Origin of the sequence: Pleurocapsa sp. CCALA 161, from assembly GCF_003003995.1 — a bacterium.
Classification (GTDB): domain Bacteria; phylum Cyanobacteriota; class Cyanobacteriia; order Cyanobacteriales; family Xenococcaceae; genus Waterburya.
On sequence record NZ_PVWF01000060.1, the window covers coordinates 1 to 23040 of the forward strand.

General features: G+C 39.1%; 16 protein-coding genes. 8 read left to right on the forward strand and 8 right to left on the reverse strand.

Features of this window, described 5'->3' with window-relative positions; translation table 11 throughout:
- Positions 1–4288: non-ribosomal peptide synthetase (locus C7B62_RS14765; RefSeq protein ID WP_146132110.1), on the forward strand; the 4288-nt coding region annotated here is incomplete at its 5' end.
- Positions 4289–4291: 3 nt separating this feature from the next.
- Here C7B62_RS14765 and C7B62_RS14770 read toward each other — a convergent pair.
- The 3 genes from C7B62_RS14770 to typA all read right to left on the reverse strand — a co-directional run bounded on the left by C7B62_RS14770 (position 4292) and on the right by typA (position 7440).
- Positions 4292–4969: a helix-turn-helix transcriptional regulator gene (locus C7B62_RS14770; RefSeq protein WP_106237855.1), complete on the reverse strand. Its 678-nt coding sequence runs from the start codon at positions 4967–4969 to the stop codon at positions 4292–4294.
- Positions 4970–5087: 118 nt separating this feature from the next.
- The gene (locus C7B62_RS14775) at positions 5088–5498 is read right to left on the reverse strand and encodes an MAPEG family protein (protein WP_106237859.1); all 411 of its coding nucleotides are present in this window, start codon (positions 5496–5498) and stop codon (positions 5088–5090) included.
- A gap of 151 nt (positions 5499–5649) precedes the next feature.
- Entirely contained in the window at positions 5650–7440 is a 1791-nt protein-coding gene (gene typA, locus C7B62_RS14780) for a translational GTPase TypA (protein WP_106237863.1), read from the reverse strand.
- Positions 7441–7538: 98 nt separating this feature from the next.
- Between typA and lspA the strand changes: the two genes are divergently transcribed.
- Positions 7539–8024 (forward strand): signal peptidase II, encoded by a 486-nt coding sequence (lspA, locus tag C7B62_RS14785; RefSeq protein WP_199194209.1) that lies wholly within the window; start codon positions 7539–7541, stop codon positions 8022–8024.
- 126 nt (positions 8025–8150) lie between these two features.
- Here the strand turns inward: lspA and C7B62_RS14790 are convergent, their stop codons facing one another.
- On the reverse strand, positions 8151–9740 hold the full coding sequence (locus tag C7B62_RS14790) for a glycoside hydrolase family 57 protein (RefSeq protein WP_106237866.1): 1590 nt from the start codon (positions 9738–9740) through the stop codon (positions 8151–8153).
- Positions 9741–10053: 313 nt separating this feature from the next.
- Between C7B62_RS14790 and C7B62_RS14795 the strand changes: the two genes are divergently transcribed.
- Positions 10054–11226: a histidine kinase gene (locus C7B62_RS14795; protein WP_106237869.1), complete on the forward strand. Its 1173-nt coding sequence runs from the start codon at positions 10054–10056 to the stop codon at positions 11224–11226.
- A gap of 53 nt (positions 11227–11279) precedes the next feature.
- On the opposite strand, the gene C7B62_RS14800 is transcribed toward C7B62_RS14795, so the two are convergent.
- Complete coding sequence (locus tag C7B62_RS14800; protein WP_106237873.1) at positions 11280–12008, reverse strand: GntR family transcriptional regulator; 729 nt, start codon at positions 12006–12008, stop codon at positions 11280–11282.
- A gap of 104 nt (positions 12009–12112) precedes the next feature.
- Between C7B62_RS14800 and C7B62_RS14805 the strand changes: the two genes are divergently transcribed.
- Both C7B62_RS14805 and C7B62_RS14810 read left to right on the forward strand, forming a co-directional pair.
- A complete protein-coding gene (locus C7B62_RS14805; RefSeq protein WP_106237876.1) occupies positions 12113–13030 on the forward strand; it encodes a fatty acid desaturase family protein in 918 nt (305 codons plus the stop codon).
- Positions 13031–13514: 484 nt separating this feature from the next.
- Positions 13515–14654 carry a PP2C family protein-serine/threonine phosphatase gene (locus tag C7B62_RS14810; RefSeq protein WP_106237880.1) on the forward strand — a complete coding sequence of 380 codons (1140 nt, stop codon included), beginning with the start codon at positions 13515–13517 and terminating at the stop codon, positions 14652–14654.
- Positions 14655–14684: 30 nt separating this feature from the next.
- Here C7B62_RS14810 and C7B62_RS14815 read toward each other — a convergent pair whose 3' ends face one another.
- Positions 14685–15491 (reverse strand): pentapeptide repeat-containing protein, encoded by an 807-nt coding sequence (locus C7B62_RS14815; protein ID WP_233219981.1) that lies wholly within the window; start codon positions 15489–15491, stop codon positions 14685–14687.
- Positions 15492–15520: 29 nt separating this feature from the next.
- A complete protein-coding gene (locus C7B62_RS14820) occupies positions 15521–16279 on the reverse strand; it encodes a ferritin-like domain-containing protein (RefSeq protein ID WP_106237884.1) in 759 nt (252 codons plus the stop codon).
- Positions 16280–16656: 377 nt separating this feature from the next.
- On the opposite strand from C7B62_RS14820, the gene C7B62_RS14825 reads away from it, so the two are divergent.
- The 3 genes from C7B62_RS14825 (at position 16657) to C7B62_RS14835 (ending at position 21733) form a co-directional block, all read left to right on the forward strand.
- Entirely contained in the window at positions 16657–20217 is a 3561-nt protein-coding gene (locus tag C7B62_RS14825; RefSeq protein ID WP_106237888.1) for an amino acid adenylation domain-containing protein, read from the forward strand.
- 2 nt (positions 20218–20219) lie between these two features.
- Entirely contained in the window at positions 20220–21053 is an 834-nt protein-coding gene (locus C7B62_RS14830) for a biotin--[acetyl-CoA-carboxylase] ligase (RefSeq protein WP_106237892.1), read from the forward strand.
- A gap of 212 nt (positions 21054–21265) precedes the next feature.
- Positions 21266–21733, forward strand: coding sequence for a hypothetical protein (locus C7B62_RS14835; protein ID WP_106237895.1), 468 nt, complete (start codon positions 21266–21268; stop codon positions 21731–21733).
- Positions 21734–21811: 78 nt separating this feature from the next.
- Here C7B62_RS14835 and C7B62_RS14840 read toward each other — a convergent pair whose 3' ends face one another.
- A complete protein-coding gene (locus C7B62_RS14840; protein WP_106237899.1) occupies positions 21812–23017 on the reverse strand; it encodes an argininosuccinate synthase in 1206 nt (401 codons plus the stop codon).
- Positions 23018–23040 lie beyond the last annotated feature (23 nt).

Here is a 23040-nt window from a genome sequence, read left to right on the forward strand (position 1 = left end):
ATTTTTATTTAATTGCTATTTAATTGGCGAGGGAAATTTACTAATAGAATGTGCCGAAATATTACTTAGGCATCAACATCAAATTAGAGGAATTGTCTCGGCAGATCGAACAGTAAAAAAATGGGCTGATGATAATAATATTATCTGCTTAAAAACCCCTCAAAAATTATTATCGAGCTTAGAAAAAACTAAATGTGACTATCTTTTTAGTGTTGTCAACCATTCAATTTTATCCCCAAAAATTTTAAATTTAGTAGACAAAGCAATTAATTATCACGATGCCTTACTACCCAAGTATGCAGGAGCTAATGCTTCTGCGTGGGCAATTATTAATGGCGAAAAGCAACACGGTATTACCTGGCATGAAATGGCGGAGGGAATTGATACGGGAAATATTATCAAGCAAAGAACCATAGACATAGAGCCAGCAGAGACAGCTTTAAGCCTAAATCTTAAATGCTATCAAGCAGCGATCGCTGCTTTTACTGAATTAATTGCTGAATTAGCTACTAACCAAGTAACTTTAACTCCACAATGCCTACAACAACGAAGTTATTTTAGTCGCCACCAAAAACCTACTGCTTTGGGGGTCATAGATTTTGATCGACCAGCAGCAGTAATTGATAATTTGGTAAGAGGGTTAGATTTTGGTAATTATCCCAATCCTCTGACAACAGCTAAATTACTCCTAAATTTAGCCGACGATCTAGACTATGGGATTGTGACGAAGGTACAAATACTCCCTACCCAATCACCACAGTCACCAGGAACAATTATTAAAATTCAGACTAACCAATTAATTGTGGCAACTGCTAGTCAAGATATTGCGCTACAGAAGATTATTACTCAACAGGGAGTTAGCTCAATTGAGTTATTAGCTGAAGATTATCAACTTAAACAGGGACAAAAGTTACCAAAAATTCCCCCACAATTGAGTGCTGAGATAGTGAAATTGGCGGGCGAACTGGCATCAGGAGAAAACTATTGGTCTAAACAGTTGTCTAAGTGCCAACCTTTTGCCCTGACTGGGGTGCAAAAATTAAATCAGACCAGTGGCAAAGACTATCAACAGGTTAAACTGCCTTTAACTTCAACCGTAATTGATTCTCTTCAACAACTATATGGAACATCTGCGCTGCTAGAAATTATTGTTGCTGCCTGGGCGATTTATTTAACCCGTTTAAGTGGTAACCAGCAAATTACCATGGGGTTTGAGGGATCTATAGGCGATCGCAGTTTGAACTCTTGGTTTGCTAATTATCTACCTGTTAATTTGCAGATCTCGCCTGAACAAAATTTTACTGAAGTGCTTGAAGCGATCTCTCAAAGGAAAAAACTTAATCGAAAATACCAAACCTATGCTGTGGATTTAATTCCTCGCTCTCCTGATTTAGCTAATAAACCCCAGAATTTTGCCCTCACCATCGTTCAAGATAATCAACTAGATTGTCCTTCGGGCGATTTAATTTTAATCTGCGCCGAGTCTAACAGTCAGTCAGAAACCTTTTTATCCTACAACACCGAAGTTTTCTCTCCCCAGCAAATTACTTTGATGCTAGAGCAATGGCAAACTCTAATAGAAGGAATTGCTAGCTATGATAGTCCTGTCTCGCAACTATCTTTGCTCGGCTCCTCGGCTCAAAAACGCCTGTTAGAATGGAATCAAACCGCTGCCGACTATCCCACAGATATATGTCTCCATCAATTATTTGAAGCAAGAGTAGTCGAAAATCCAGACGCGATCGCCATAGTCTGTCAAGGAAAGTCTTTAACCAGAGGTGAATTAAACCGTCGAGCTAATCAATTGGCGCACCATCTTCAACAATTGGGAGTTCAGGCAGAAACCTTAGTTGCTGTTTGCCTAGAGCGTTCCTTAGAAATGGCGATCGCTGTCTTTGCTATTCTCAAGGCTGGAGGTGCTTATGTACCTTTTGATCCTAATTATCCCGTCGCTCGACTGAAGTATCTTGTAGAAGATGCTCATGTTGATGTGTTGTTAACTCAAGCTAAACTACTGGAGCGATTGCCCGAAACTTCTGCTCAAATTATCTGTCTAGATCGATGGGACACCAAGGGATTAAGAAACATAAATCCCCCTAGTTCAGTTCAGAGCAATAACCTAGCTTATGTAATCTATACTTCTGGTTCAACAGGCAACCCCAAAGGAGTCGCGATCGAACATCAGAGTGTGGTTAATACTTTATTTGATCTTGAGGAGCGTTTTGCTGTCCAACCTCAAGACAGGGTTTTAGCCGTTTCTTCCTTGAGCTTCGATCTATCGGTTTATGATCTTTTTGGAGTACTCGGTTCAGGCGGTACGATAGTTGTGCCTCAAGCTGCAAATTGTCCCGATCCCGAACATTGGTTAGAGCTAATTGCTCAACAACAGGTTACTATTTGGAACTCAGCCCCAGCTTTATTAGAGCTATTGGTGAACTATTTAATCAGTTTTGGGCGACAACTACCACCATCCTTACGTTTAATTTTACTCAGCGGCGATCGCCTTAATCCTAACTTAGTAGTTCAACTCCAGAACCTTAACCCACAGCTACAAATTGTTAGTTTGGGAGGAGCAACAGAAGCTTCTATTTGGTCAATTTGCTATCCCATCACCCAAACTTGGTCGGCTGAAAAAACTATTCCTTACGGTCGTCCTCTTCATAACCAATCTTTTTATATTTTAGACCCTGAACAACAGCTAATTCCTATTGGAGTGACAGGAGAACTTTACATTGGCGGAGTTGGTGTAGCCAGAGGCTATCTACATCGTCCAGAATTGACCGCTTCAAAATTTATTGCTAATCCTTTCCTTAAGCAAATCTTTCTTAATAATGAGGGGAAGGAAGATCGTCTGTACAAAACAGGAGATTTAGGGCGCTATTTCCCTGATGGTAACATTGAATTTTTAGGACGAATTGACAATCAAGTCAAAATTCGCGGGGTGAGAATTGAATTGGGAGAAATTGAAGCAACCCTGCTGCAATGTCCAGAAATTCAGGAAACCCTAGTCACAGTTAATTCTAGTAGTCCCGAACGCTCTGGCTTGGTTGCTTACTTAATCTTAAAACCCAACTCAACCTTGACTACCCAGCAATTGCGAGACTGGCTGAAAAGCCAATTGCCTGAATTTGCCATTCCTGCCACCTTAATTTTTCTCGATGCTTTTCCCCTAACCCCCAACGGAAAAGTAGACCTCAAAGCACTGCCCCAAAATCAAACCAAGCAATTAGAGACACCAAGCATTTTATCAATTCCCAACTCTTTAGAAGCTCAATTGAGTCAAATTTGGTCGCGAATTTTAAATGTTCGACCAATCACCAGAGATGATAATTTCTTTGAGCTTGGGGGGAATTCTCTCTTGGCCTTACGCTTGTTTGAGCAAATTCAAAAAGTCTGTGGTCAAAATCTACCCTTGGCAACTTTATTTACTGCACCTACTATTGCTCAGTTAGCCAAAGTAATGAATGATCGAGGCTGCTCAATATCTTGGTCTACTCTAGTCAGTATTCAACCTCAGGGAACTAAACCACCTTTCTTTTGCATCCATCCCGTAGGGGGAAATGTTCTTTCTTATTATGCTCTAGCCGAAGCTATGGGAACAGACAGACCTTTCTATGGCTTGCAGGCAAGAGGTTTAGATGGTCAACAAACACCATCAACTTCGATTGAAGAAATGGCTACTGATTATCTTCAGGAAATTAAATTAATTCAACCACAAGGTCCTTATTATTTGGGCGGGTATTCTTTTGGGGGCTTTGTTGCCTATGAAATGGCACTACAGCTAGAGAAAAATGGAGAAAAAGTGGCTATGCTTGCTTTGTTTGATTGTTTAGGACCCAATTGTTCTAAGAAATACCCATTATTACCACAATTACAAATTCATTTGTATAATTTGGCACAGTTATCAGTAACTGAATCTTTGAGCTATTTGCAAGCTAGAATTGCAGGCTCTTTAAGTAAACTAGTTCTCCCCTCGATCCAAGAAAAGTATTTTGAGTTAGTTACGCTATTTCTTGCTCCTAAACAAAGATCTTTAGCTATCCTTGAGCATCATAACTATAAATTGATTCGGCAATATAGAAAATATATTCGTCAAGCTTATGGAGGTAAAATATCTTTATTTCGCGCCAAAATCCGAACTGTTGAGGGGTATTTTGATCCGATTGGAGGCTGGGAAGGATTGGCTTTAGGAGGTGTTGATGTTTATGAAGTTCCAGGCGATCATTTGAAAATGGTATCGCAGCCTGAAATTGCCTCAATACTTGTTAGAAAGATGAATAATGAATAATATTTAGATCAGAATCAACTCAGTGACATTTTCGATTAATGATTTAATGTCTACTTCGTTTTGTTGAAAAATATCATTTAGATTTTCATTTCCTAGCTGCATCAATTTAACTAAACCTAACAGTAGATGCTCAGTATCAATATATTTTTTCTGCTTTAGTCGAGTAATACTTAATGCCTCTTCCAATATATACTTGCTGTCTAAACTGAATTTAGTAATCTTGGGAACTTCTGTTTGTTCGATAATAACAGCATCTTGCATATTTAAAGTCAATCCATGTTCTCTAAGCAATCTAGCAGCCGTAGTAGTTGGATGATTTAATAAACCATATAGTATGTGTTCTGGTTCAACCTGCGAAGATCCCGATAACGCAGCTTTATATTGGGCATATTCTATTGCTTCAATTGCTTTGTATGTAAACTTCTCTCCTTTGGGCAACCACTGAGTAAAACTTTCAATTCTTTCAATTAGAGCTGGCATTGAACTTTTCTCCTGATATAAAAATATTTCTTCGATGACAACATCAAATAATAGAGCAATTTTAAAAGCCATTTCTAAGCTGGGGGTGAACTTGCCTGACTCAAACCCATTGACAGCTTGACGGCTAATTTTTAATGCCCTCGCTAAATCTGCCTGTGACCAATGACGGGTCTTTCTCAGCTCTTTTAGTCTGTTTTTCACTCTTTCATTTTATCTGTGTCAAGTATAACTTTACTTAAAAAGCAGCCAAATTGTCAAGCTATGCTTAACACGATCAAAAAATAATTGATTTGCTTAGTTTAAAATTACAGTTAAGTAGTTAATTCATTACTTTCAAGATACTTAAGCCAAACAAAGTCCAGCCACACAAAGAACCGATCGCAAACATTAGCGATCGCCCTAAAGGAATGTTGATAATATAAAAAACAGAATAGAGTAAGCGTGCCACCATCCAAGCGATCGCGGCAATTTTTGCCCAAGCCGATTCTACTCCTGTAGCATAAGCCATAAGCGCAGCCAAACCATAAATAGTTAAAGCTTCAAAGCTATTTTGGTGCGCCCAGGTAGCACGTTTAGCATAATCAGGAAGTTGCTCGAACATAGCTCGGGGTGCTGATTGATCGTAGCCAGCCTTAAATCGTCCCCAGGCAACAACCAAAAATGGCGCATAAGTTAAAACAACTGCTCCAATAATTGAGCAGAGCAAAATTAAATTAACGGGTATGTTCATAGCAAAGAATCACAAGATTGATGTAGAAGCAAAAAAACACCTAAAAAAGGGCAGCGATCGCTACCCAATCAAAAGGTTAATTAGATTGATTTAGTCAGAGAGACCCCGCCGTAAAACGACGGGGCTTCCTCTGACTTCGTCATAACTAAGCCTAACTTTTAACCAGCTTCTTAGTTTTAAGTTTACGCAGACGAATTGATTCTGGGGTGACTTCGACTAGCTCATCAGAACCAATATATTCAAGAGCGCGTTCTAAGCTCATTTCAGTCGGGGCTTGGAGTTGAACCAATTCATCTCCACTCGCCGCACGGTGGTTAGTCAACTGCTTGGCTTTACAAACATTTAAATCAAGGTCTTGGGGACGATTATGTTCCCCAACAATCATGCCTTTATAAACTTTAGTACCAGGAGTAATAAAGAATGTGCCACGATCTTCGGCATTTTTCAGCGCATAAAAAGTGGCTATACCTTCTTCAAAAGCAATAATTACTCCGTTGTAGCGAGTTTCTAGTTCACCAGAAAAGTCACGATACTCAAGAAAACTGTGGTTCATAATACCTTCACCGCGAGTAATGCGCACAAAGTCACCACGAAAACCAATTAAACCTCGGGCGGGAATCACAAATTCTAGTTGAGTCCGTCCACCACCAGTTTGCATATCTTTCATTTCGCCCTTGCGCTGTCCAAGACGTTCAATACAGCTACCAACGGCAGCTTCAGGAACATCTATAACCAGATATTCAAAAGGTTCACAGGGTTTACCCTTAATTTCGCGGTAGATTACCTGGGGTTGGGATACTTGGAATTCATATCCTTCCCGACGCATAGTTTCAATTAAAATACCTAAGTGCAGTTCTCCACGACCAGAAACTAAAAACTGCTCTGCTGAATCACCATCTTCCACTCGCAGAGCCACGTTAGTTTCTAATTCTCGCATAAGGCGATCGCGAATTTGACGAGATGTGACGAAACTGCCTTCCAGCCCTGCAAACGGGGAATTATTAACCGAGAAAGTCATTTGTAAAGTAGGTTCATCTACTTTAATTAGCGGTAGAGCTTGAGGCTCATTAGGACAGGTGATTGTCTCGCCAATATTCGCATCGGCAAAGCCTGATACTGCGACAATATTCCCCGCACTAGCCTCATCCATTTCGACTCGCGCTAGACCTTTAAAACCCATCAGCTTGGATATTTTGGCTTTAACCACCTTGCCATCTTCTTTGATCAAAGCGGCCTGTTGACCCGATTTCAACACCCCATTATGAATTCTGCCAATCACAATTCGACCCAGATAATCAGAATAATCCAGGGTTGTGACCTGTAGCTGCAATGGTTTATTGACATCCCCTGCTGGAGGTGGAACATGATGAAGGATGGCTTCAAACAAAGGTTTCATATCTACCCCTTCTTCATCGAGGGTTTCTTTGACATATCCTTCTAACCCAGAAGCATAAAGGGTAGTAAAGTCGCACTGGTCATCATCTGCACCCAGTTCAACAAACAAATCAAATACTTTATCTACCGCACCATCTGGATGAGCGCGAGGGCGATCGATCTTATTAACTACGACAATGGGACGTAAACCTTGCTCCAAAGCTTTTTTTAACACGAAGCGAGTTTGTGGCATTGGCCCTTCGTTGGCATCAACAATGAGGACACAACCGTCAACCATTCCCAAGACTCGTTCGACTTCACCACCGAAGTCAGCGTGACCAGGGGTATCAACAATATTGATTAGAGTATCTTGATAGCTAACTGCGGTATTCTTGGACAGAATTGTAATTCCCCGTTCTCGTTCAAGATCGTTAGAGTCCATGACGCAATCTGGTACATCTTCGCCTTCGCGGAAAATACCCGATTGTTTGAGGAGTGCGTCTACGAGAGTGGTTTTACCGTGATCGACGTGAGCAATAATGGCAATGTTGCGAATAGGAAGAGACATATAATTGGTCTATTAGACTTTTGTATCTTTTTCTCAAAGATTCTTAATAATTATAGCTTGAATTTGTTTTTTATTTATCTTGAGTTATGGGTAAAAAAATGATGCGACTGATACGACGAAAAAGAAGCTTTTTGCTAGTGGCTATTTTGGGGATTATCTTCGATCAGCTAACTAAATATATTGTGGTGCAAAATTTTGCTGAAGTTGGTGATACCTTGCCTCTGTGGCAAAATGTGTTTCATTTTACCTATGTAATTAATACGGGAGCCGCTTTTAGTTTTTTTCGCGGACAGGTTGATATTTTACGCTGGATTTCCCTAATAGTGAGTTTTATCTTGGTTATTTTTGTTTGGCACTCGCCAAAAATAACTTTACTTGAGCAGTTAGGTTATGGGTTTATTTTATCAGGGGCGGTGGGGAATGGAATAGATCGCTTTTTATTTGGTTATGTGGTTGATTTTCTCGATTTTCGCCTGATTAACTTTCCCGTATTTAATGTCGCTGATGTCGCAATCAATTTTGGTGTGGTCATACTATTAATCTGTAGTTTTACGGCTTCATCTAAGCCAGAGCGAAAAAATTAGTAATTAAATTATCTCCTACCGATAGTTTGACTAAGGATAGGAGAACAATAAATTTTTTCTCTCAATTAATGCTTTAAATCTTGTTAATTAAAGTGATATTTAAAGCTTTAGATTAATCATTAGTGGCTAAATAGTCCGATAGGTACGATAGTTAATATTAGGGAAAATATTATCAATTAGCTCCACTTTTTCTAACCATCCAGAATCTATTTTGCCGATTAAAATATCATCATAGATTTTGTTAAAACGGAGTAAATGCGATCGCGTTCTGCGAATTGCATAAGGCACCATTGTCCCTGTCCGCATAATAAACGCCCAGTCAGACGATTGTGCTAATAAGACTTCTCTGGCAGCCTGATTTAAAGCTCGCCATTCCAATTCATCCGCAGGTTCACGATTAGCTAGGTAGATCATTCTCTCCGCTGCTTTGTGCAGATGAGGATAAACCCAAGCATTAGTATCGTTCAACCAATATTCATGAAAACCTTTATAACCCCAGCTGGATTGAGATGGACGACATACCTGTTGCGTCGGCTGCTGTTGAAGATATTCCGACAGGTGAATCATGTCATATGTGCCTTGATCGTACCAGCTTTTACGGAACAAAAAGTCGATAAATTGAGGTCCTTCGTACCACCAGTGACCAAATAGTTCAGCATCGTAAGGCGAAACCACAATTGGTGGACGCTGCAACATGCCACTAAGATTCTGAATTTGGCGTTCGCGATTATACATAAAGTTACCAGCATGTTCGGCAGCTTTTTCTCTTGCCCAATAAGGATCGTATAGACCTTTTTCGGTCAATCCGCCATCGCGACTAGTAATTTTGTGGTATTTAATACCTGTGTTTTTACGTTGCCCGTTGGGCATGATGTAGGGCTTAATGTATTCATACTCTGCCTCCCAACCTAAATCTTTGTAGAATTCACGATATTCTACTGCTCCAGGATAGCCCACCTTAGAAGACCAAACTTGTTGCGAAGATTCATGGTCACGACCAAAAGCTGCTACTCCTGTTTCAGTAAAGATGGGAGCATAAGAGCCATGACGAGGACGAGGACGAGCATAAAGAATACCGTGTCCATCAGTCAGAAAATAACGCAAGCCAGCATCTGCCAGCATTCTTTCTAGACCTTCATAATAGGCACATTCTGGTAACCAAATTCCCTTAGGAGCGCGACCAAAGTTTTCTTCATAGTGTTCACAAGCAACCTTAATTTGCGACCATACTGCTTGTGGATACATTTTCATCAATGGCAGATAGCCATGAGTCGCTCCACAGGTAATAATATCCAGGTTGCCACTATCCAAAAATTGCTTAAAAGCGCCTACTAAATCGCGATTATAACCTACCCAAGTCTGGCGAATCTGACTAAATGAGTTGGCATAGTATTCAGCCAAATAAAGCATATGACCGTTGTGTTGATGTCGGTCAATCTCTTTGGCAATTAATTCTTCTAGTTGGGCTAAATGAGCATCGTAACGATCCTGTAACAGTTCATCCCGTAGCATTGACACCAATGGCGGTGTCATACTCATCGTCATTTTAAAGTCTACTCCATCCCGCTTTAAGCCTTCAAAAACTTGTAGCAGAGGGACATAAGTTTCGGTAATGGCTTCAAACAGCCATTCCTCTTCTAAAACAAAATCGCTTTCTGGATGTCGGACAAAAGGTAGGTGGGCGTGTAAGACGAGTGCAAGATAACCAAGAGCCATGATGTAGTATGTAGTATCTTTAAATATTTTTTGAGAGCAATGCAGACGAGGTGCTTAAAGCTAGGGGTGAATTTGAATTATGGAACTGGGGCAATCTAGGTAAATTTTATGATATCTTAATAGTGTCTTCTGATAAAGTTTTAGTTGCGGGTAAACTCTCTTTGATTAAGCTGATGGTTAACTGATAGCTATTTTCAATTAAAAACTTAATTGAATTATTTTAGTTACTTTGGTTAACACGATGCAAATAATAGAGGACGATCGCCTAAATCGTCTTCTAATGAATGAATATTGAAGTGTTGAGTTAGATTTAGTGTTGCATTTTCATAAGCAATGTCCCGATTCCGATCAAGGTAATGCGGAGGAACTATTGCTTCAACTATTATTATTTGTCGATCAACGTTCTTCTTCAGAAGAGCAAGTTCAAGAAATTAAGGCTTACCTACACAGCTTGCGCTCTGATTATGCTTTCAAGTTAGATGTAGTGGAGATCGAGAAACAGCCCCATTTAGTAGAGTTTTTTAGATTAGTTGCTACTCCTGCTCTAGTGAAAATGTCTCCAGCACCGAGGCAAACTCTAGCGGGAAGCAATTTAATTCAGCAGTTAGAAAAGTGGTGGCCTCAGTGGAAAGAAGCAAAAACTTCGTCAGAAAGCAGCTCCAAGACTATAGAGAATTCTCCCGCAACAATTATGCCGACTGGTGATTATGATGTCCAAGGCTTAATGTTATCGGATGAAATATTTAGTCTCAGGCAAGAAAAAGCAGAATTAGAAGCACAGCTAAGGTTTAAAGATAAAATTTTAGCAATGTTAGCTCACGATCTGCGTACACCCTTGACGGCAGCCTCGATGGCAGTGGAAACAATTCAGCTATCGGAGAAAAATGAGGATTTGTCGGCAAATAAGCTTCTGGCTTTAAAACGAAAGTTATTTCGCCAAGCAAGAAATCAGTTTAACATCATGGATAACATGATCGGCGAACTACTGCAAAATTCTCAAAACAACCATGCCAAACTAGCAGTTAAACCTAAGCCACTCAATCTGTGTTCACTTTGCCAAGATATTGCCAGCCAGTTTGATGCCAAATTAGGACGAAAATCGATGAATTTTGTCATGGATGTTCCTCAAGATCTGCCCTTAATTTATGCTGATGCTGAATTAATCCGTCAACTGATTAGTAATTTGCTGGATAATGCGATTAAATATACTCCAGAAAAAGGGAGTATCTCTTTATCCGTTCTCCATCGTACCAATCAAAAGGTACAGGTGAGTATTTGCGATACTGGGCCAGGAATTCCTACTGCCAAAAGAGAGCAGATCTTTGAAGATAATTTTCGTCTTCAGCGCGATCGCGCTGCCCAAGGTTATGGACTCGGACTGGCAACTTGCCAGCAGATTGTCTCTGCTCATTATGGTCAGATTTGGGTGGACAGTGCGCCAGAATCGGGTAGCTGTTTTCGATTTACCCTATTGGTATATAAGTAGTTGTACAGTATTCTCACCACGCCCTGAGGATCTCAAGGCTAAAGGTCAAAGGTTTAATGAAGTTGATCAACTGAATAACAAAAGCGATCGCCTCTAGAAATTGTCTCTCCATGAACTAACGGACGATTATTGGTTGTATAAGCAGTATGGCGATAAACTAACAGGGGATGACCCAAAGGTATATCTAAATATTCACTCAGTTCAAGATTAGCGTTAGTACATTCGATAATGGCTGCGACGCGATCAATGTGCCAATTGTGACGTTCTAAGACAGGAAAGGTCATGTTTTGTTTTAACTCTGTTGCCAGCTTCTGTCCGATTTCTGGCAAAATGTAGGTAAGATCAACACCTCCAGGCACTTTGTCTGTGAGCAGAAGTTTTTTTTGTAAATAAGCAGTGGGATTTTGGGCGGATAATTGCAGGATTGTTTGGACTTCTGTTGGCGCAGTAACAAGCTCAAAGCTTATGTTTTGCATCGATAGTTCAATTTTTTTGTCTGCTAAATTATCTTCTAAAAACGTGAGCGGATTAGAAAGAGTATAGGTTACTTTACATTTCTCAGTAACAAATACTCCTTTTCCTTGATGGGTAGTCACTAGACCCTGTTGTACTAAATTGGCGATCGCTCTTCTGATCGTAATTCTGCTAACTTGCCATTCTTTAATTAGTTCTCGTTCGCTGGGTAATTTATTTCCTGGTAAATAACGACCATTGATAATTTGCTGCTGTATTTGTTCGGAAATACCTAAATGAAGTGGTGCTTGCTTTTGCGATCTTGCCAAATTTATCTAATTGCTAATCTTAAGATGACCAAGTTATTATAACAAGTTGCTATAATCTATTTGATCAAAAACTTGTTATAACAAGTAGATAAGAGAGTCAAATCATGAATAGTCGAGTCACAATCAAATCTAAATCAGCCGTTAAGCCTAAACAAATCTTAGATTCGTCAGAGTTAAAGACCTTAAATGCTCGTTCCAACTGGCGAGGACTTTGGCAATTTACAGGACATCTTGGTGTCATGTTAGGTAGTGGTTATTTATGGGCAACGGTGGATAATTGGATTGTCAAAATACCAGCGTTAATTATCTACGGGTTCACTTTGGCTGTGATGTTTGCACCATTACATGAGAGTTCCCATCGTACCGCTTTTGCGAATAATCATCTTAACGATACTGTTGCCTGGATAGCAGGACTTTTATCTTTTTACAACAGCGATTTTTATCGTCGCTATCATAAATGGCATCATCGCTATGCTCAAGTTAAGGATAAAGACCCCGAATTGGATGACTCCAAACCTAGTAATTTTAGAGAGTATTTAATCGAACTCAGTGGTTTTAACTGGTGGATTGGCAAGTTTAAAAGTCACTACAAAGTAGCCACAGGGAAGCTAGAAGATTATGCTTATATTGCTGAAAATGCTCGAGATGAGGTGATTAGATCCACACGTTTACAACTAGCTATTTACGGAATTGCGATCGCTGTATCTTTAATATTTAAGCAACCTTGGTTTTTGACACTTTGGTTATTGCCGCTAGCTGTAGGACAACCAATTTTACGCTTTATCTTGTTAGCCGAACATACAGGATGCACTTACAATGATAATCCCTTAACTAACACTCGCACTACTTTAACCTGGTTTCCTCTAATGTTGTGGAATATTCCTTTTCATGGTTCACACCACCTTTATCCTTCGATTCCCTTTCATGCTCTACCTCAAGCACATCAAAAGTTGCAAAAGCATTTTACATTAGTTGAAGATGGTTATATAAAAGTGCATCGAGACATTGTTGCTAATTTTTAGGCGAGATGTTGTCAAAAGAGATCGATTAATTATCTAGATTAACCAAGAGAAAGGCGATCGCTATCCAATTAAGTAGATTCAGTGTAATTAAATATAAAACGGTGATGACAGGTAGTAGGTAGTAAGCTGATTGCCTGTCATACAGTAGCTAAAAGTATTGATATATCGATATTATATCGATGCACATCACCGAGACTGGACTGTTCGGGTTCAATAATTCTGGCAAAAGTTGCTCATGGAGGAAATCTTCAACGCACTGCAACTGTCTCTTCGTCGAACAAGAGAGCTTTAGCTGACTTCGTGATTGTTTGCACCACTTATATTTTTATGCTTTTCTAGTATGCTCAAATGTATGATGGTATATAATTTCTGTTTTTAGTTTAATTAAGGCTACTTCAACTTTTATGATCAAGATTGCTTAGTCGAGCCTAGCCAAAAATTGTCTTCCCCCGTGGCTGTAAGCTAAAAAACTATCAATTATACTATGGCTCAAATTCTGATTATTGACGATGACTCCACAACTCAACTGCTATTAGAAAGAACTCTAGTTATGCAGGGTTATGATATCACCCTTGCTAGTGATGGAGAAGAAGGTTTAATTAAAGCCAAGGCAATTTGTCCAGATCTGATTATTTGTGACTGGATTATGCCTCGTAAAAACGGTTTAGAAGTCTGTAGTCAGATCAAATCGATTCCTGAATTGTCTACTACTTTTTTTATTTTATTGACTTCTTTGGATTCAATTGAAGATCGGGTTAAGGGTTTGGATGCAGGGGCGGATGACTTTTTGTGCAAGCCGATTGAAATGAATGAGTTAAAGGCCAGGGTGCGGGCTGGATTAAGACTACATCAGCTAAGTAAAGACTTACAAAACCAAAAACAGCTATTAGAAGATGAATTGGCGGAAGCTGCTGAGTATGTTAGTACTATTCTACCTGAACCTCTTCAACATCCATCGTTAAATATCAATGCCTGTTTCATTCCTTCGCGACAGTTAGGAGGAGATAGCTTTGATTATTTTTGGTTGGATGATCGCCATTTGGTATTTTATTTATTAGACGTTTCAGGACATGGTTTAAGGGCGAGTTTACCTTCGTTGGCGGTAATTAATCTCTTGCGCTCTCGTGGATTAAGCAACGTTGATTATTATCAACCCAATGCAGTATTGAGGGGATTAAACCAAACTTTTCAGATGAGCGATCGCAACGATAAATATTTTACTATTTGGTATGGAGTTTACGACCGCCATAGCCGTCGGCTAACCTACTCCAGTGCAGGGCATCCTCCAGCAATTCTATTAACCCCCACTGGTCAATTGCTCGAACAAAGACTTAAAACCCCAGGTGTTCCCATTGGGATGTTTCCCAATATTACCTACGTTAATGCATCTTGCCAAGTGGCTGCCAATTCTAGTCTATATATATTTAGTGATGGAATTTATGAGGTTGAACCCCAGGCTAATGTTAATGCTCATTGGGGATTGGAACGCTTGATTAATTTGCTCAAAAAGTATCAAAAAACCCCAGAACGAGATTTAAAGCGTTTGTTACAGTACGTGAGAACATGGCATCCCAACTTTCAATTTGAAGATGATTTATCCATCTTGCAGATAGATTTTTCCTAGTTTTTCTCTACCATCAATTAGTTGTAAATACTATCTGAGCTTGGTTAGTAATTTAGCATCATAAATACCCTCAGACCAATTTTTAGCAGTTTCGATCTGTTTGACACTTAGGTTTTCTACACCAAAAAATTTAGTTTTCTGTAAATTAGCATCATTCAATCGACATTCATTGAAATTAACATCGCCAAAATAAGCCTGGGCTAGATTAGAGCGAACAAAATTTGCCCCAATAATATTTGCACCCACAAAATCTACTAACTGTAAATTAGCTTCAATAAAATCGGCATAGCTGATATCTGCCCCTGTCAGCAAGCTGTTAGTCAGATTGGCATTATTGAGCTTGGTTTCGACTAAGTTGGCATGACTTAAGTTAGCATGACTCAAATTAGCATTGCTTAGATCTGCTCCTGATAAATAAGCATGGCTCAAATCTGCCCCAGACAGATCAATCCCGCTCAAGTCTGCCTCTGGAGCAGTAAAACCTCTGAGGGGAACGCGATCGCTGTTAAGATCTTGAAGTGCCTGTAACCTAGCATAGCTATTTCTTAATCCGTGGGCGGAATCAATAGTTTTCCAGGCTTCATAATGTGCCTGCTTATCTCTTTCTGGCGCTTCAAGGAAAAAAAGCCAGACGGCGACTAAGATGCTGAACCCTTCAAGAATATTTAACAGTACCGATTGTCTCATCTGGCAAAACAGCCAAAATTCTCTTGGCTGACAGGTCTTAGTTCCGTCTAAAATACTTTCAACTGCCAAAATTAAGCCAATTAAAGCCGTAGTCCCCCCAATAGCAATCAGAATGCGCTTAAAAGAACGTTTTTGTTGTTTACTGCTCATCGTCAACATCCATTGAGGGAGGGAAAGTTTTATACTTCTACTAATTGTGGTGTAGGCTCATCAACTTCACTTGGAACACCATCTTTTACTAAAGAGCGAGAACTTTCCCCAGTTTGAATCATGTCAGCCACCATAGCAAACATGGCATCTATTTTACGCTTTCTCCAGTCACTAACTAAAGCATCAACTTCTATTTGAGGTAATTTGCGTTGCATTGCTGTATAAAGATAGGCTGCATGTCTAGTTTCGTCTTGAGCTACACTCAAAATACTTTGCTGAAGATTACGGCTTTTCAGCTCATCATTTGGCAAAGCTGTCGCCATCCGCGTAAAATCTTTACTAGCATCAAATTCCAAGATATAAGTACTTGCCATAAAGACTAGCCAATCAATATTTTCTGCTTTTAAGGCTTCTGGCTCATAGCCACGGTAAAACTTACTAAAAAAAGGACTAGAATTTTTAGCTTGGTTAGACTTGTTTTCTAACTGTTGCTTCATTTCAGCAGCAGTTTTCACTTCTTTGCCTAGCTGTTTTAGTCCATGAGCAAAGATTTGACCATGACGTTGTTCATCAGCAGCATGAATGGTTAACTTTTCTGCTAGCCAAGTATCACCTTCATCAGTTGCTCTTGCTGCTAGTTTAGTCAAAAAGGGTACTGCTCCAGATTCAGCCATTTGAAACCCCGCCAGAGTGTTAGGACGAGTTTGAGGATCCCGTAGTCTGCTAGCCAAAATATAGGCAGTTGCACCTGAGCCAAGAGTGTTGAGAATACTAGTAATAAAGTCCATTAAAATCTTAGTTGCGTAGGTGTTGCTGGTCAACTTTATTCTAATCAATCTACAAATTAGTCATCAATGTATCTGCTCAATACATGACAGCTTAATCGTTCTAATTTTTGCTACATCAATATTTTATTGATTTACTTTAGTTATCTATTTATTTTGACTAGGATGGATTGGCAATCAGAAAAATATATTTTATTATTGATTTGTTTGGGAGCATCCCACCTTTTTTACTTCGCTGATTTGTGTATTTTGTCAAGTGCGAAAAAATCTGGAAAAAAAGCTGTTTTGATACCAAGTATAATTGCCTAATTGCTCAGGGGGATACTCCCATTAATTTAGGCAATTAACATTAATTTATATTTAGATAGTATTTCAATTTAATGGATAGTAAAAATACTGATATCTTATCTGTATCTTTAAATTCTAAGCAAAATAATCTGAGCCAAGAGTCAGAATCAATTCAGCTTAGCTCCGAGTCAAATATTCTTGAAACATTAAGTCTATCAAAACTAAATAGTATTGAAGCCAGACTAAGTTTCTTGGAAAAGCTATTATCAGGTAATTTACCTATTTTAGAAATTCCTACTGCCAAGACCAGAGCGAAAATCCAAGATTTGGCTATTGCTAGTCAGTCATTACTCTTGCCCAAAGAGCTATATGAATCTTTGACCACTATTAGTAATCAAGAAAAAGTATCTTTATACTGCATTTTACTGACATCTTTTCAGATACTTCTTTATCGTTATACTAATCAAACCGAAATAATTATTGGCACGCCAATTAAAAATAAAAACAAATTAACAATTAAAAATAAATTTGATATATTTGACAATATTAGTCTATTACCACTACAGTTAAACTCTGACAATAGTTTCAATGAATTAATTCAAATTTTACAAATTACTTTGGATGCTCAAACGCATCAAAGTCTAGCAATTAATTCTGAAATAGCCGAAATATTGCTACAAAACTCTAAAAATCAAGCTTTATTTCAGGTTTTGTTTGAACTACAAAATCTTGCTGAAGAAACTCTAGAAGAACCAAATTGGGAAATTTTTAATCTCGATCTGATCTTAAAAATTATTGAGCGGCCTGAAGGACTATCCTGTAGCTTCACCTACAATAGCAATTTATTTGAAACTGCTCAGATCGCCAGAATGATGAGTCATGTTCAAGTTTTACTCGAAAGTATTGTGGCTCATCCCGATCGCCAGATTGCTACTCTAGATCTCTTAACTCCAGAGGAAAAAACTCAAATAGTTTCTTGGAATAATACTCAGGTCGATTATCCTGATGATCAGTGTATTCATCAATTATTTGAACGCCAGGTAGCCAAAACTCCAGAGGCGATCGCGTTAATTTTTGAAGAACAACAATTAACCTATCAAGAATTAAACCAAAGAGCTAATGCTTTAGCCCATTACTTACAAGAAATTGGCGTAAAAGCAGAAGTTTTAGTAGGAATTTGCGTTGAGCGTTCGCTGGAAATGGTAATTGCTAATTTAGCCATTCTCAAGGCTGGTGGTGCATATCTGCCCTTAGATTCAACTTATCCTCAAGAACGCTTAGACTATATTATTCAAGATGCCCAAATCTCTCTGATACTGACTCAAAATCATTTACAAGCCAAAATTGCATCTTGTGTCACTGTAAGTCAAAACAAAATACAACTAATCTCCCTCGATAGTAATCTTCCATCTAGCCCGACATTCCTACAGTCCCATAAACCTAATCCCAGCAATCTAGCTTACGTAATCTATACCTCTGGTTCCACAGGAAAACCCAAAGGTGTAGAGATTCCTCATCGAGCTTTAGTGAATTTTGCTCAAGCAGCAGTACAAGAATATGAAATTACCCAAAGCGATCGCATTGTACAATTCGCTTCGATTAGTTTTGATGCGTCAATTGAAGAAATCTATCCCTGTCTTATCGCGGGAGGGACATTAGTTTTACGCAGTGAAGAAATGGGCTACTTGCCCTCATTGTTACTAGCAAAATCTTGTGACTATGGCATCACGATTTTAGATTTACCCACCGCTTTTTGGCATTTACTCACGGCGGAATTAGCCAACAACCCGCAATTACAATTACCCCCATCAATTCGCTTAGTAATTATTGGTGGCGAGGCAGTCAATCCAAAGCAAGTAACAATTTGGAATCGATTAGTCGGAACTTGTCAACTAATTAATACTTATGGTCCTACAGAAACCACCGTTGTAGCTACCAGTTATAAAATTCCCCATCAGCTCGATAACTTATCTACCATCCCGATTGGTAGACCGTTGCCCAATCTCCAGATTTATATTTTAGATAAAAACTTACAACCAGTTCCTGTAGGAGTTCCAGGAGAAATCTATATAGGTGGTGCAGGTTTAGCCCGAGGTTATTTAAATCGTCCTAAGTTAACCGCTGAAAAATTTGTGATCAATCCTTTTACTCAGGGTCAAAAGTCAAAATTATTATATAAAACAGGAGATTTAGCCCGTTATCTAGCCGACGGAAAGATTGACTATCTGGGACGAATCGATAATCAGGTAAAAATTCGTGGCTTTCGTATTGAGCTGGGTGAAATTGAATCAGTTATCTTACAATACCCTGGAGTTCAAGCAGCAGCAGTAATAGTACAAGAAAACGCCACAGGTTATCAGCGCTTAGTCGCTTATCTAGTTAACCAGCCCAACGTTATAGTCGATCATGAAGTATTGCGTCACTGGCTTCAACAACAGCTTCCTGCTCATATGATGCCTTCTGGCTTTATGACGATTGATGCCCTACCTTTGACTCTTAACGGCAAAGTTGACCCCAAAGCCTTGCCCAGAATTGATTTTGTTCAAACCACAGCCAAAAATTATCTTGCTCCTAATAGCGAGCTAGAAATTAAACTGACCAAAATTTGGGAAAAAGTCTTAGAAATTAAACCAATTGGAATTAAAAATAATTTTCTAGAATTAGGCGGAAATTCTCTTTTGGCGATGACTTTAGTGAGTGAGATTGAGCAAACTTTGCAGCAAAAAATGCCTCTTAATGCTATCTCAAGCTTAACTACGGTGGAACAAATGGCTAGCTGTTTTGCCCAGGGACAACCCACAATTCAAGATTTATCTACTATTCCAGATGGGATTAATTCCGCCGATTATCAAGCATTACTGACGATCATGGCAGGTCGAAAAGGCGATCGCCCTCGACCTAATTCACTGATGGTAGCAATGCAAAATCAGGGTAGCAAACCTCCTTTGTTTCTCTGCGCCAATGCTTATGAAGAAGCAGCAGGGCTGGCAAATTATTTAGGTGCAGAACAACCATTTTATTTAATGGAATCAGGCTATTTCACTCTAGACTGTAATGGACGGCAAATAAAAGCTTTGGCAACTCACCATCTAGAGGATATTCTGGCTGTTCAACCTCAAGCTCCTTATTTTCTGGCTGGTTATTCAACTGGGGGATTAATCGCCTGGGAAATTGCTCAACAGCTTAGAGCGATGGGTAAAGAAGTAGCTTTACTCGCTATTTTAGATACTGATGGTTCCGATCCAATGTATGAAAATTACCAACGCCTCAACTACACTCTACCAACCCAACTAAATAAGCTTGCCAACCTCCAAATGATCGATAAGTTAAAATATTTGGGAGGAAAAATCGCTACTAAAGCCAAAAATTTTAGCCAGCAGCCTACTGCTGATCTGCCCACTTTCAAGCAACATTCGGATCCTTATGTTGTTCAGCCATACCCAGGTAAAGTATCCCTGTTCTTATCTGCTGAAGCCGAGCTAGCTAGCTTTTTTAGTCATAAAATTAAATTTATGCTATTCCCTCGTGCTGGTTGGGCTCAAGAAATAGCACCTCAGTTAACAATTGAACAAGTCCCAGGAGATCATTTGAGTATGCTGGACGAGCCTAATGTGCAAGTATTAGCAACAAAACTAAAACAGTACCTAGAATAAAATTGAATTTTAATTTAAACACATATCAACAAACTTGGCAGCAGATTAATCAAAGCAAAATAATCACTCATCAAATAGATATTAAGCAACCAATTGCTTTGTCTATTTTTGATTGTATTCCCTCGACTAACACTAAACTTTGGGAATTAATTGATCGTGGTCTTAAATGTCCTCTAGGTGGGATCGCTTTTTCCCAAACCGCAGGAAAAGGACAGTGGGGACACAGTTGGATCTCGGTAGCAGGAGGGCTGTATCTTTCGGTAGGTTTAGATTTAGATCTAGAGATTAATAACTATCCTCATTTAGTGATGGCAACAGCTTGGGGAGTGGGAACAACTTTGCGACATTATCAGTTACCAGTGACTATTAAGTGGTCGAATGATTTAATGCTTAATCAACGTAAGTTGGGTGGGATTAAAATCGAAACTCGTAATAATCATAATAAGCTAGTCCAGGCTGTAGTAGGAATTGGTATTAATTGGCAAAATTCTGTTCCTGAACTAGGAATTAATTTGCAGTCTTATTATCAAGCTAAAAATATTCAAGCTATCAGTTCTTTAGAGGAATTAACGGCGATCGCCACTTATGGAATTTTGTTAGGATACGAATATTATTTGACAGTCGGTATCGATCAGCTACTAGATAAATATCTGGAAATTCTTGCTAGTTTGGGACAACAAGTTGACTTCAACGGCTGTGCTGGAGAAGTTGTGGGGGTAACTACCGAGGGAAAATTAAAGCTAAAATTGCGATCGCCTGGAGCAACTACTGAAATTGCTTTATCCCCTGGGCAGATTAGTTTGGGTTATAGCTCGTCCTTGCCAAAAGATATTTAAATTTGTATTACATATTAATAATAAAATTAATCATAAAAGAGTGAAATCTTGAATTTTCTTACTTATTACCTCTTACTATTGACGATTTGTAAAGTGTCATCTTTGCTGGCTGAATTTATTATCCCTGGGCATAATTGTTATTGAACATTTATCTTGGGAAAGAAAATGAGTAACAAGACAAACCTAATTTTAAAATTATTGAGCTACAAAAAATGAAAAAATTCTTACAAATTTTATTAACAATAGGAATCAGTTTTACTACTCAATCAGTTTTATCAATTTCAGCTCAAGCTGGAATTGAACTCAAGCCTAATTTAGCTCAGTCACCAACTCAAAATAGCAAAGTCAAACAATTTACCTTTGATTTTAAGAATACCTATGATTATGCTACCTGTTTGGATATAATTTTATTAGCCTATGAAAAACGTAGCGTTGAACTAGAAAAGGCTTTTAAAAATGATTGTGCTAATAATGTTTTGCAAACCTTCGGCAACACCTTATCTAAAGATGTAGCTCTAGGCTTAGTTGAATCCGCTAATTTATACGCTACGGAAAAACTAGCAACCCCACTTTATCCTTCTCTTGGTTTAAGAAGAAGAATAGCGATTAATTTGGGATATGTTTATCCAACAGACAAAAAAAATCCCGATATCTTGAAATATATTAATCCCGAGTCATAATCAGAAGAGATTACCAGGGTGAATCGCCCTAAAGGATTAGCTTCGCGTCCGATTCACCCCTCCCTAATGATTATTTAACTACATACCTCTAGTTTTTTGTGACCAAACCCTGGTAGGTAGACCCCAAATATAGATAAAGCCTTCTGCTGCTTTGTGGTCAAACTTGTCTGCTGCACCGTAGGTAGCAAGATCTGGTGCATAGATAGAATTATCTGACTGACGACCAACAATGATTGCGTTGCCCTTATGTAGTTTGATTCTAACTTCTCCTGAAACTCTCTCTTGAGTCTGTTGAATAAAACCATCTAAAGCAGCTTTAAGAGGACTATACCATAAGCCTTGATAAATTAATTCACCATAGGATTGCTCAATACCCCGCTTATATTGAGTGACATCCCCTGTCAAAGTTAGGCTTTCTAAGTCACGGTGAGCATGAATTAAAACCAAGAGCGCAGGTGCTTCGTAGATTTCCCGGGATTTAATTCCCACAACACGGTTTTCTAACATATCGATCCGTCCGATACCGTGTTTGCCGACAGTTTCATTAAGCTGAGTAATGAGGGTAACAGGGTCTAACTTCTCGCCATTAACAGTGATGGGTAAACCTTGCTCAAAACCGATGGTAATATATTCTGGCTCATCAGGAGTATCGGCGATCGCCTTAGTCATTAAGTAGATCTCTTCAGGAGGCTCTGCCATGGGATCTTCTAAGATACCTGCTTCAATACTGCGACCGAGTAAATTACGATCGATACTATAGGGAGAAGACTTTTTCACAGGAAATTCAAGCCCAAACTGCTCACCATAAGAAATTGCTTCCTCTCGGCTCATATTCCATTCTCTAGCAGGAGCTAATACCCTTAAGTTAGGGTTTAATGCCATAATGCCTAAATCAAAGCGCACTTGGTCATTACCTTTAGCTGTACACCCATGAGCTACCGCATCTGCACCATATTTTTCCGCAGCTTCCACCAGCAATTTAGCAATTAGAGGACGCGCTAAAGCAGTGGAGAGAGGATAACGGTTTTCATAGAGAGTATTTGCTTGAATAGCAGGAAAAGCATAATCTGTTACAAAACTTGCTGTCGCATCCGCCACCAAAGATTCGGCAGCTCCACATTTTAAAGCCTTTTGTTGAATTGGCTCTAATTCATCCCCTTGTCCCAAGTCAGCAGCAAGAGTAATTACTTCTTTAACCCCCCACTCATTTTTGAGGTAGGGAATACATACTGTGGTATCTACTCCTCCTGAGTAAGCTAAAACAACTTTATCGGCACGTCCCATGATTAATTTCCTAGAAATAATAT